This is a genomic window from Leucobacter sp. 7(1), assembly GCF_900163635.1.
Classification (GTDB): domain Bacteria; phylum Actinomycetota; class Actinomycetes; order Actinomycetales; family Microbacteriaceae; genus Leucobacter.
This window is the reverse complement of record NZ_FUID01000037.1, coordinates 23,932-35,387: the sequence shown is the minus strand read 5'-3', so window position 1 is coordinate 35,387 and position 11,456 is coordinate 23,932. Positions and strand designations below refer to the sequence as shown.

Annotated in this window: 10 protein-coding genes and 1 tRNA gene; 7 read left to right on the top strand and 4 right to left on the bottom strand. The window is 67.4% G+C overall.

Translation table 11 applies throughout. The annotated features are described in order from the left end of the window. The coding region (locus FM113_RS08445) for an IS30 family transposase (RefSeq protein ID WP_140393315.1) at nt 1–245 on the top strand (245 nt) is incomplete at its 5' end. A 264-nt stretch (nt 246–509) separates the two neighbouring features. Here the strand turns inward: FM113_RS08445 and FM113_RS08440 are convergent. The 3 genes from FM113_RS08440 to FM113_RS08430 all read right to left on the bottom strand — a co-directional run bounded on the left by FM113_RS08440 (nt 510) and on the right by FM113_RS08430 (nt 3,115). After that, nucleotides 510–1,487 carry a ribose-phosphate diphosphokinase gene (locus FM113_RS08440; protein ID WP_087013503.1) on the bottom strand — a complete coding sequence of 326 codons (978 nt, stop codon included), beginning with the start codon at nt 1,485–1,487 and terminating at the stop codon, nt 510–512. A gap of 45 nt (nt 1,488–1,532) precedes the next feature. Continuing rightward, nucleotides 1,533–2,969: a bifunctional UDP-N-acetylglucosamine diphosphorylase/glucosamine-1-phosphate N-acetyltransferase GlmU gene (gene glmU, locus FM113_RS08435; protein ID WP_087013500.1), complete on the bottom strand. Its 1,437-nt coding sequence runs from the start codon at nt 2,967–2,969 to the stop codon at nt 1,533–1,535. A 74-nt stretch (nt 2,970–3,043) separates the two neighbouring features. Next, nucleotides 3,044–3,115, bottom strand: a tRNA-Gln gene (locus FM113_RS08430). Nucleotides 3,116–3,207: 92 nt separating this feature from the next. Here FM113_RS08430 and FM113_RS08425 point away from each other — a divergent pair. After that, nucleotides 3,208–3,735 (top strand): MarR family winged helix-turn-helix transcriptional regulator, encoded by a 528-nt coding sequence (locus FM113_RS08425; protein ID WP_087013497.1) that lies wholly within the window; start codon nt 3,208–3,210, stop codon nt 3,733–3,735. 140 nt (nt 3,736–3,875) lie between these two features. Here the strand turns inward: FM113_RS08425 and FM113_RS08420 are convergent, their stop codons facing one another. Further along, a complete protein-coding gene (locus tag FM113_RS08420; RefSeq protein ID WP_087013495.1) occupies nt 3,876–5,576 on the bottom strand; it encodes an amidase in 1,701 nt (566 codons plus the stop codon). A 101-nt stretch (nt 5,577–5,677) separates the two neighbouring features. Here FM113_RS08420 and FM113_RS08415 point away from each other — a divergent pair, with 101 nt between their 5' ends. The 5 genes from FM113_RS08415 to FM113_RS08395 all read left to right on the top strand — a co-directional run bounded on the left by FM113_RS08415 (nt 5,678) and on the right by FM113_RS08395 (nt 11,455). Next, nucleotides 5,678–6,256, top strand: a complete 579-nt coding sequence (locus FM113_RS08415) for a TetR/AcrR family transcriptional regulator (protein ID WP_087013492.1) — start codon at nt 5,678–5,680, stop codon at nt 6,254–6,256. A gap of 4 nt (nt 6,257–6,260) precedes the next feature. Next, on the top strand, nt 6,261–7,625 hold the full coding sequence (locus FM113_RS08410; protein WP_087013489.1) for a hypothetical protein: 1,365 nt from the start codon (nt 6,261–6,263) through the stop codon (nt 7,623–7,625). 187 nt (nt 7,626–7,812) lie between these two features. Then, nucleotides 7,813–8,928 (top strand): mandelate racemase/muconate lactonizing enzyme family protein, encoded by a 1,116-nt coding sequence (locus FM113_RS08405; protein ID WP_087013486.1) that lies wholly within the window; start codon nt 7,813–7,815, stop codon nt 8,926–8,928. Continuing rightward, nucleotides 8,925–10,346: a YfcC family protein gene (locus FM113_RS08400; RefSeq protein ID WP_087013483.1), complete on the top strand. Its 1,422-nt coding sequence runs from the start codon at nt 8,925–8,927 to the stop codon at nt 10,344–10,346. The genes FM113_RS08405 and FM113_RS08400 overlap by 4 nt, the downstream gene beginning before the upstream one ends. Further along, nucleotides 10,343–11,455, top strand: a complete 1,113-nt coding sequence (locus FM113_RS08395; protein ID WP_176387130.1) for an amidohydrolase — start codon at nt 10,343–10,345, stop codon at nt 11,453–11,455. Before FM113_RS08400 ends, FM113_RS08395 begins: the two co-directional genes overlap by 4 nt. The last annotated feature ends 1 nt before the right edge of the window (nt 11,456 follow it).

Sequence of the window (11,456 nt, the reverse complement as noted above, 5' to 3'; positions counted from 1 at the left end):
TCGATTCGGGGATCCCGGTGTTTATTTGTGATCCCCACTCGCCCTGGCAGCGGGGCTCGAACGAGAACCTCAACGGACTCATCCGGGATTTCTATCCCAAGGGCACGAACTTCAATAACGTGTCCGAGGACGAGCTCCAGCAGATGCAGGACTTGCTGAATGCTCGCCCGCGGAAGACGTTGGGGTTTAAGACGCCGGCTGAGACACTAGACGAGTACCTCAGGGGTGTTGCACTCACCACCTGAAACCGCCGGCTACCGCCGGATAAAATGGGTCGGGCTAGGCGCGGCCGGGCAGAGCGGCACCGCAGGGCAACCGGGCAACCGGGCAGAGCGGCACCGCCGGGCAACCGGGCAACCGGGCAGAGCGGCACCGCCGGGCAACCGGGCAGATCCAAGGCTCCGAACCACGGGACGCAGAAACGACAGCACCTCCCGGCTGGGCCGACGCGGAGCGTCGAGTCCCGACCGGGAGGTGCGGGGTGCGCGGCGGAGCCGCGGCGAGAACTGCTAGGCGGCGCCCTCGAACATCGAAGTCACGGAGCCATCCTCGAATACCTCATGGATCGCCTTCGCAAGCAGCGGCGCGATCGAGAGCACGGTGAGCTTGTCAAAGCGCTTCTCCTCGGGCACGGGGAGCGTGTCGGTCACCACGACCTGGTCGATGAAGTCGGCCGAGAGGTGCGTGGTCGCCTGGCCGGAGAAGATCGCGTGCGTCGCGGCGATCGTCACACCGCGCGCGCCAGCTTCCTTCAACGCCTCAGCGGCCTTCGAGATCGTGCCGCCGGTGTCGATCATGTCGTCGACCATCAGGCACCAGCGGTCCTTCACATCGCCCACGATGCCGTGCACGGAGGCCTGGTTGGCGACCGAGGGATCGCGGCGCTTGTGAATGATCGCAAGCGGCGCGTCGAGGCGGTCACTCCAGACATCGGCGACGCGCACGCGGCCCATGTCGGGAGACACGACAGTGAGGTCGTCACGCTTGAGGTGCTTCTCGAAGTGCGCCAGCAGCACGGGCATCGCGAAGAGGTGATCGAGCGGGCCGTCGAAGAAGCCCTGGATCTGCGGTGCGTGCAGGTCGACCGACATGATCCGGTCGGCACCGGCAGTCTTGAAGAGGTCCGCAACAAGTCGGGCCGAGATCGGCTCGCGCCCACGCCCCTTCTTGTCCTGCCGGGAGTAGGGGTAGAACGGTGCCACAACGGTGATCCGCTTCGCCGAGGCACGCTTCAGTGCGTCGACGATGATGAGCTGCTCCATGAGCCACTCGTTGATCGGGTTCGTGTGCGACTGGATGACAAAGGCGTCGGATCCGCGCACGCTCTCGTCGAACCGCGCGTACAGCTCACCGTTGGCGAAGGTGCGTGCGTCGGTCGGAACGAGCTCGGCGCCGAGTTCAGCGGCCACCTGCTCGGCGAGCTCGGGGTATGCCCGGCCCGAAATCAAGACGAGCTTCTTCTGCCCCGCCATCTCGATCGTGCTCATCAGTGCTGATTCGTCCTCACTCGTTGTTCTCCCGCGGTTCCGCGCTTATTCGGCGTTCGCGCGACCGGAGCGTTCAGCCGCTTCCGCGGTGCTCGTCCCCGGCCGATGCTCGGCCACCCATCCCTCGATGTTGCGCTGCGGCGCTACGTTCAGCGCCAGCGCCCCTGAGGGGACGTTCTTCCGGACTACCGTACCCGCTGCCGTGTACGTTCCGTCCTCAATGGTAACGGGCGCGATGAGCACGTTCTTTGAACCCACGCGCACCCCGTCTCCCACCGTTGCCTGATGCTTCTGCACGCCATCGTAATTGGCAAAGATGGTTCCCGCACCAATGTTGCTGTCAGTCCCGATCGTGGCATCGCCGACGTAGCTCAGGTGTGGCACCTTGCTGCCGTCACCGATCTTCGCGTTTTTCGCTTCGACGAAGGCCCCGATCTTGCCGCCGGTCCCCAATTCGGTGCCGGGACGAATGTACGCGAACGGGCCCACGGTTGCGTCGGCGGCGATGACCGCGAGGGTGGCCTCGCTGCGGCGAATGTGCGCGCCCTCGCCAACCTCGCAGTCAGTCAGCGTGGTGTCGGGACCAATTGTTGCGTTTGCCGCGATGGTTGTCGCCCCGTGCAGGAAGGTGCCGGGCAGGATCTGCACGTCAGCAGCAATTGAGACGTCAGCGTCGATCCAGGTTGTCATCGGATCCTGGATTGTGACACCAGCCCGCAGGTGCTCGCGCACGATCCGTGCGTTGAGCTCTCGGCCGGCCTGGACCAACTGCGCACGGTCGTTCACACCCGCGATCAGCCACGGATCATTTGTCGCGATAGCCTCGACACGGCCGCCACCGGCAAGAATGCGTGCGGCGGCGTCGGTGAGGTACTTCTCACCCTGCGCGTTGTTGGTATCGATCTGCGCGAGGGCGTCCTGGAGCGCGCGGCGGGCGAAGACGTAGATGCCACCGTTGATCTCGGTGATGCGGCGCTGGGCCTCATCCGCGTCCTTCTCCTCGACGATGCCGGTCACGGCACCCTCGGGCGAGCGGAGAATTCGGCCGAGCCCGGTGGGGTTCTCGAACACCGCGGAGAGCATGGTCATGGCTCGCGCGCCCTCAAGATGCCCGTTCACCAGGCGCTCAAGCGTTGCGGTGTCCACGAGCGGCACATCGCCGGAGAGCACCACGACGGTGCCGTCGAAAGACTCGGGAAGCGCTTCGAGCGCCTGCTCGACCGCACGCCCGGTGCCGGGCGTCGCGTCCTGATCCACGATCGTCGTGTCGGGCGCGTGGTCGAGGATGTGCTCGGCGACACGATCACGGTCGTGACGCACAACCGCGAGCACCCGCTCGGGGTGCAGGCCCGCCGCCGTATCGAGCACGTGGCCAATGAGGGAACGTCCGCCGATGGGGTGCAGCACCTTCGGAAGCGAGGACTTCATGCGTGTCCCCTGGCCTGCGGCGAGGATGACGACCGCGAGTGAGCGTTCTGCCATGTGCATTCCCTTTCTCTGGGCGCGAAACCCATTCGGCGGCAGCGAGTGCGGGTCTCCCCACACTCGCCGCGCTGTTCCGCCTCCAGGATTCGAACCTAGACCTAACAGCTCCAAAGGCTGTCGTGCTGCCATTACACCAAGGCGGACCGTGCCGTTTCAGCACGGATACATTCTGTCAGACTCGGGGACCTCTCGCGTACGCTCGCAGATTTTCACGCGCTGACGGGATAATGGGGAGATGAAGCACGAAGACGAGGTCGACCGGATCATCGCGGACTGGAGCGCCGCGCGCCCGGATCTAGACCTGACGCCCCTCGCTATCTTTTCGAGACTGTGGCGGATCACGAAACACCTGGATCGCGCCCGCGCGCACGCGTTTGACCGTTCGGGCCTCGCCTCCTGGGAGTTTGACGTGCTGGCCGTTTTGCGTCGGGGTGGTGAGCCGTTCCGGCAGAGCCCGAAAGTGTTGGTGCAGCAGACAATGGTGTCGAGCGGCACGATGACAAACCGGATCGACAGGATGGTGGATCGCGGCCTCGTGCAGCGACTCACGGACCCGAACGATGGCCGCGGCGTACTTGTCGAGATGACCCCGCTCGGCCTCACGCTTGTCGATGCAGCGATGACCCGGCTCAGCGATTCTGAGGAACGCCTGCTCGGCGGGATCCCTCGTTCCGAACGGGAGCGACTCTCCGTGCTGCTGCGGCGACTCGCTCTCAGCGTTGACCGATTTGAGCCGGACCCGATCCCCGCAGACGAGGACTAGCGAGCGAGACTCCCGGAGGCTCGCCGCACACCGAAGGGTGAGTTGTGGCTGTTTAGACTCACGGAAGCAGCCACAACTCACCCTTCGATGGCGTTGCGGTGGGTCCCGGGGACCCGCGGCCCCCGGGACCCAGCTCCCCGTTAGTCGGAGACCCGGTCCTCCGGAAGGGCAGGTGTGGCTGCCGGGGCCTCGCGGAGCGAGCCCGGGGCTTCAAACGCTGCAGCGAACGCGAGCAGCGCCGGATCGGCGTAGGCGGCACCCGCAAAGGTCAGCCCGACCGGCATCCCAATGTCGCTCATGTTCCCCATCGGCACGGTGACCGTGGGAATGCCGAGGTGGCGCAGCGCGTAGTTGCCGTTGGAGAAGAACACCCCGTTCGACCAGGCATGATCCGCCGCGGCGGGATCCCGCTCCGCGTCCTCACGCCCCACGTCGGCGTTTGCCGGGAATACGACGCCGTCGAAGCTTTCTTCGCGCAGCCAGCGTTCGAACAGGTCTTCGCGCAGCCGCACGAGCGCGCGCAGGCCGTCCGCAAAGTCCGCACGCTGGCGGGGATCCGGCACCCCACCCTCGACCTGCGCCATCGCGACCGTGGCCCGGTACCGGTTTGGGTAGTCCTCGACCTCTTCGTAGCGGTCGGGCAGTGTGCCCTCGGGCTGCGGGAAGATCTGGTCCGGGTCAACAACACCGAGGTTTGGGATCGCGAGGTCGCCGTTGGCACGCAGGAAGTCGTCCCAGCCGAAGGCGAGGAAATCGGTGAACTCGGTGTCCATCCAACCCTCGGGGAGCACACCCAGCGCGCCGACGTTTTCCTGGCCGGGGCGGTCGCCCTCGTACTGCTCGATCAGCGGGAACCCGGTGACAACAACCTCGGCCCCCAGCGATTCGAGGCGCTCGCGCGCCACGGCGAAGCGCTCGAGCACCGAGGGGCGCACCGCGATCGGGAAGTTCGGGTCTTCGCCGAGATACATTGCGGGCACCGCAAAGCGCTTGCCGCGCAGCGCCGCGGGATCAGCAATGTCGCGGTAGCTCCCCGGCCGGTGCGCGGACGGCAGCGGGAGCTGCACGGTGTCCTGGTTGCGCCAGAAATCACCACGGGTGTTCGTATCGTCCTGCACGAGGACGTCGAGCAGACGCAGCATGTCAGGCATGGTGCGGGTGTGCGGGACCACGACGTCGCGGGCGGGGAACAGCGGCCAGTTGCCGCGGATCGAGAGGATGCCCCAGGACGGCGTGTAGGCGCACAGGCCATTGTTCGAGGCCGGGCTGCGGCCGGAGGACACGGTTTCCTCCCCCATCCCGAACACGGCGAGGTTCGCGGCTGTGGAGACGCCGGAGCCGTTGGAGGATCCGGACGCGTAGGCGGCGGCGAGGTAGTCCCGGTTGTAGGGGCTTTCGGCGCGACCGTAGACGCCACGCTGCATGCCGCCGTCGGCCATCGGGGGCATGTTCGTCTTCCCGAGCAGCACCGCCCCGGCCTCGAGCAGCTGCTCGACCGAGAAAGCGTCCCACTGCGCGATCAGCGTCTGGAACGCGGGCGAGCCCGAGGCAACCGTGAGCCCCTTGACCATGTACGAGTCCTTCACGGTGAAGGGCACGCCCTCGAGCGCGCGCGCCTCGCCCGCGGCCCAGCGGCGGTCGGACTCGGCGGCTGCGGCGAGCGCACCCGGGTTCGCCACGATGATCGCGTGCAGCCCCTCGGGACCCTGGTCGTAGGCGGCGGCGCGGGCGAGGTAGCGCTCCGTGAGCCAGACGCTGGTGATCTCGCCGGCTTTCAGGGCGGCGAGCACGTCGTCGATGCTCGCTTCCATCAGCTCGAATTGCGCAGTGGTGTCGTTCATTCCGCTCCTCATGTCAGCCCCGACTCGGGTATCCTGAAAATAGTTTCAGTTCTTTGAGTCGCGGTGTCAAGCTCGCCGCGCCACACCCGAGAGGAGTCGACATGGCCGAGGACACCCGCGCACGGATCCTCGCGGCCTGCGCCGCCGTGATCGCCCACAGCGGCCTCACCAGGTTCCGCATGAGCGAGGTCGCGCGCGAGGCAGGCGTGTCGATTGGGCTTCTCGCCTACCACTTTGGTGACCGCGACGGACTCCTCCAGGCCGCCCTCGACGAGGTCACGGCCAGCGCCACGCGGCGGGCGGAGCTCGTGCCCGAGACCCGGACCCCGGCCACCCGGCTCGCCGCGCTACTGTGCTCCGAATTTGGTGAGGAGCGCGAGATCCGCGCCGGATCGACAGTGTGGAACGAGGTCCGCGCCGCCGCGGTCTTCGACGCGGGCCGGGCCGCCGCCGTGGCCCGCTCGACCGGTGCCTGGGAGGCCGACGTGGCCGGGCTCGTCGCGGCCGCCGCACCCCAGCTCGACGCCGCCGCTGCGGCGCTCACACTCACCGCCCTCATCGAGGGGCTCTCCGGCCGCTGGCTCACCGGGCAGCTCTCCGCTGCCCAGGCTCAAGCCGCGGTGCGCGGAGCACTCGCCGGGCTGGGGCTCGGCCCGGAGTCTTCTGCTGTGCCAAGCTAAGAGCGTGACCGTGCGCGTAGGATTTATCGGCTCGGCGCACTCTGTGGCCCGGTTGTCCGGGGCGGAGGCGCTCCTGCCGGGCATCGCGCTGCGTTGCTACGCCTACGCGGACCCGCACGACACCGCGGCCCAGTACGCGGCGGCGCTCACCGAGAACGACGCCGTCTGCTTCTCGGGCACCATCTCGCACTACCACCGGGACCGCACACTCGACGGGGAAACCCCCGTCCTGGTGGGCCGCTTTTCCGACTATACGCTTGTCGCGTCGCTGCTCGCCGCCACCGCGGGCAGCGCACTCACAGTCGCCGAACTCTCGCTGGACATGCCGAACCCCGATGTCCCGGCCACAGTTGCGGCAGACACGGGCATTGCGCTCGATCCGGCGCAAGTCACCGACTACCGCTGGGTCTACGAGTCGCGGTTCTCGCGGCCCGTCGACGTCGACACCCTCGTCGCTTTCCACGAAGACCGCGCCGCCAGCGCGGGCGCGAAGCTCGCGATCACGAGCGTCCACGCCGTCTATGACCGACTGCGTGCCGCCGGCTTCCCCGCGATGTTCATGGTCGACTCCCTGCAGCGCGATCTCGACCTGATCCGCACCGCGCAACAGCGCGTCTCGGTTCGACGCCTCGAGGGCGGCCTCCTCGCGGTCATCGCACTCACCTCGACGACGCCGGCCGACGTCCAGGCCACCGCGCTCCGCGCGCAGCTCGCCGCCCAGCTGGGACGTTTCGCCACCCCCGTGCAGCATCGACTCGCGACCTGGCAGCGCGGCGGGCTCGACATGTTCACCACCACGCGCGGCGCGCTCGACGCAGAGCTTCCCGCACTCCTGGCGGAACTGGGTGACCCCGCGGCACCCAGCGAACTCGCTCTCGGCGCTGGCGTCGGTCGCCACCTCTATGAGGCGGAGGATCGGGCCATGCAAGCGCTCCGACGCGCAATCGCCGACACCGGCACCGCCGCCTATCTTGTTGACGAAGACGCACGCGTACACAGCTTGCACAACACCTCGGAGCCCGCCACGGATGCTCGGCACACGGCACCCTGGCTTGTGGAGCTCGCGGCCCGGGCTGGCATGCAGGCACGCTCGGTCACGCGACTCCTGGGATTCCTGGCGACGCGGGACTTCCACCCGTTCACCGCGGGCGAGTGGGCGGTCGCAAGCCAGACCTCGCCGCGCACCGCGGAGCGCACCGTGCGCAAACTCCTTGACGCGGGCGCGCTCACCGCCGTCGGCCAGGAGCAACCGCTCGACGCGGGGCGACCGCGCTCAATCTATGCACTCTCGGACGAGCTCGAGCGCGCAGCTCGCCAACACCGGAACGCCCTCGCCGAGGGTTCCGCTCCGTCCGGCACCGGGGCGTGATCGGGGCGCCCGCCCCCGCAATTCCCCACTCGCAGCCCCGAAACACGCCCCGAGCTCCAGCCGGTCTCTGGGGTGCGACAGGAAGCCCGGGGTGCCGCTCACTTTGACAGTGAGCACGTGTGCCCCCTACTCTCTCCTATTACCGACACTCAAACGACACAATCAACGACGAGGTGGATTTCCCCAAATGAGAATTGTCAGCGCCGACATCCGGGTGATCGAGGTTCCCCTGAAGGTGCCCTTCATCGTGTCCTACGCACGCTATGACGTCATGCCGAGCGTAATCCTCACACTTCGCACCGACACTGGGCTCGTAGGCATCGGCGAAGCCGTCCCCGACGAACACGTCACCGGAGAAACGGTCGAGTCCGTGGTCGCCGCGCTCAGTCAGCATCTCCTCCCCGCGCTCCGCGACACCGATCCATGCAACCTGAACCAGGTCCACGATCGCTTGGACACCGCGCTCGTGGCGAACGGTGCCGCGAAAGCCGCCGTAGACATCGCCTGCTGGGATTTGCTCGGGAAACACGCGGAACTCCCCATCCACGCACTCCTGGGTGGCCGAAAGCCCGAGCGGCCCATGATCGCAAAGGTACTCAGCATCCTGCCGCCCGCGGAGGTGGCCGCGCAGGCGCAGTCCGCGATTGCCGACGGCTTCACACATCTGAAGATGAAGCTCGGCACCGACACCGTGCAGGACGTCGCCCGCGTCGCCGCCGTCCGCACCGCCGTGGGCAGCGACGTGCGGATCCGGGTGGATGCGAACCAGGGCTGGCGCGACGTCGCCACCGCCCGGCGCATGATCGCCGCCATCGAGCCGTACGACATCGACTGGATCGAGCAGCCGATCGCGGCCGACGACCTCGACGGTTTCCGCCGGCTCCGCCCACACACGAGCGCCATCATCATGGCCGACGAGTCCGTCATTACGCGCGGCGACCTCGCCCGCCTCATCCGCGACGAGTCCGTGGACATGGTCAACCTCAAGCTCATGAAGTCCGGCGGGATCCTGCCGTGCCAGCGCCTCGCCACCCAGGCGGCGCTGGGCGGCCTCGCCGTTCAGGTGGGATCGATGCTCGAAACGAGCGTCTCCTCCGCGGCCGGCTACCACCTCGCCCTCGCCCACCCGAACATCGTGTCCACCGAGCTCTCCGGCCCCGTCGCGTTCTCGGACGAGCCGGGCGACCTGCACTTCCCTCTCCCGTACGTCGACATCACGGATCGTCCCGGCCTCGGCGTCACGCTCGATCCCGCCGCAATCGACCGCCTCACAGTCTCAGCGAAGGAGCTGACCGTCGCATGACCACCCTCACCGAAGCCCCGAAGCGCCGCCTGCGCGACAGGCTTTCCATCCCCCACACCTACGCGATCATTCTGTCCATCGTGATCCTCGTCGGGGTGCTCTCCTACGTGATCCCCTCGGGTGAGTTCGAGCGCGTCGACGTAGACGGCCGCCTCATGGTGGTGCCCGGCACCTTCGACACCATCGCGAAGACAGTCATGCAGCCGTTCGACATCTTCACCGCGATCCCCCGGGGCATGCAAGCCGCCGCGCAAATTGTGTTCTACATCTTCCTCGTCGGCGGTGCCTTCGGCGTGATCCGAGCCACGGGCGCCATCGACGCGGGGATCAACCGCCTCGTGCAGAAGATCGGCACGAGCGAGCGCTTCATCATCCCGCTTGTCATGATCGTGTTCTCGGTGCTCGGCTTCACGACCGGCATGGCCGAGGAGTGCATCATCTTCGTTCCCATCGGGATCGGTATCGCGCTCTCGCTCGGCTACGACGCGATCGTCGGCACCGCGATGGTCGCCATCGGCGCGGCATCCGGCTTTGTCGGCGGCATGATGAACCCTTTCACCGTGGGCGTGGCGCAAGGCATCGCGGAGGTGCCGCTGTTCTCCGGCATCTGGTTCCGGACTGCTGTCTACATCCCGATCCTGGCATTCGCGATCTTCTACGTGATGCGCTACGCGGCACGGGTCAAAGCCAAGCCGGAGACCTCCATCCTGTACGGCCGAGTCGGCGGGGTCGGATCGACCGAGTACGCCGTGAGCGAGGAGATCCCGCCGCTCACCGCGCGCCGTAGCATCGTCCTGATCCTGCTCGCGCTCGGGATCGCCGTGAACATGTTTGGTGTCTTCAACTGGGGCTGGTTCCTCGACCAGCTCGCCGCAAACTTCTTCATCGTGGCAATGCTCTCCGGCATCATTGGCGGACTCGGCATCAACGGCTCCTTTACGAGCCTCGTCGAGGGGATGCGTGCCGTCGTGTTCGGTGCGCTCGTTGTCGGCTTCGCCCGCGCCATTCTCGTCGTGATGCAGGATGGGCAGACGCTCGACACGATCGTGAACTTCATTGCGGAGGGCATCTCGCACTGGCCGCCGACGATGACCGTGCTCGGCATGTTCGTGTTCCAGGCGATCCTGAACTTCTTCATTCCCTCCGGCAGCGGAATGGCCGCCACCACAATGCCGCTCATGGTGCCGCTCTCCGATCTGCTCGGGATCGATCGCCAGGTTGCGGTACTGGCGTTCCAGTACGGTGACGCAATCACGAACTCGATCATCCCGACCTCGGGCGCGCTCATGGGCTACCTCGCGGTCGCGCGAATTCCCTACGAGCTCTGGGTGAAGTTCATTTGGAAGCTGATCGCGGTGTGGCTCGTCGTCGCGGGGCTTGCGCTCGTAGCTGGCGCGATTTGGGGTGTGCCGAATTGATCACTCCGATCGCCGAGGTGTCGCGGATCCTCGAGATCCGCGCGCACCTCGCCGCCAACCCGGAGCCGAGCTGGCGTGAACACGGCACGGCCGCGTATCTCGCGGCCGTGCTCCGGGAGGCGGGCCTAGACCCGAAGCCGTTCGCGGATTTCCCGGGCTTCACTGTTGACGTGGGGCCTGGGACCCCGGTCATCGGACTCCGCGGCGATCTTGACGCGCTCGCCCACGAAACCCCAGCGGGCACGGTGCTCGCTCACTCCTGCGGGCACGACGCGAATCTCGCGATCGTCACGGAGACCGTGCTGCGACTCGCGGAACTCGGTGACCGCCTCCCCCACGGGGTACGCGCGATTTTCCAGCCCGCCGAAGAGCAGGGGAACGGCGCGGCCTCGGTCGCGGCCCTCGGAGTAGCGGACGAACTCGACATGCTGTTCGGCGTGCACCTGCGCCCCGGATCCGAACTCCCCGCACCCCGCTTCGCACCCGCGATCTCGCACGGTGCCTGTTGTTTTGTGCGCGGCCAGATCACCGGATCGGATCACCACGGCGCGCGGCCACACCAGGGAGTCAACGCCATCGAGGTCGCCTCCGAGTTCGCGGGGATGGTCGCCGCGCTGCGCGTCGACCCGCAGGTGCCGGCCTCGGCGAAGTTCACGGAGCTCCGCGCCGGATCAGGCAACCTCAATGTCATCCCCGGGTCCGCGAGCTTCGGCATTGACCTCCGGGCACAGGATAACGCGGCGATGACCCGATTGCGCGAGGGGGTCGCCCAGATCGGGCGTGCGCTCGCCCTCCGCTACGGCGTCAAAATCACGCTGGCTGAGGAGGATCACGTACCCGCCGCCATCGTTGGAGACGCCGCCGAGGCGGCGTTGGCGGCAGCGATCACACGGGTCGCGGGTGCGGCGGCGCTCGCACCACGGGCAGTCACGTCGGGATCTGACGATTTTCACTGTTACACCCTGCATCGGCCCGCGCTGCAGGCCGCCATGCTCGGGGTCGGGGCGGACGTGACGCCAGGTCTTCACGATCCGGCTATGCGCTACGACCTCGCACGGCTCGCCCCGGCCGCCGAGGTGCTCGTCGCTGCCTGCCGCGCCCCGCGGTAGG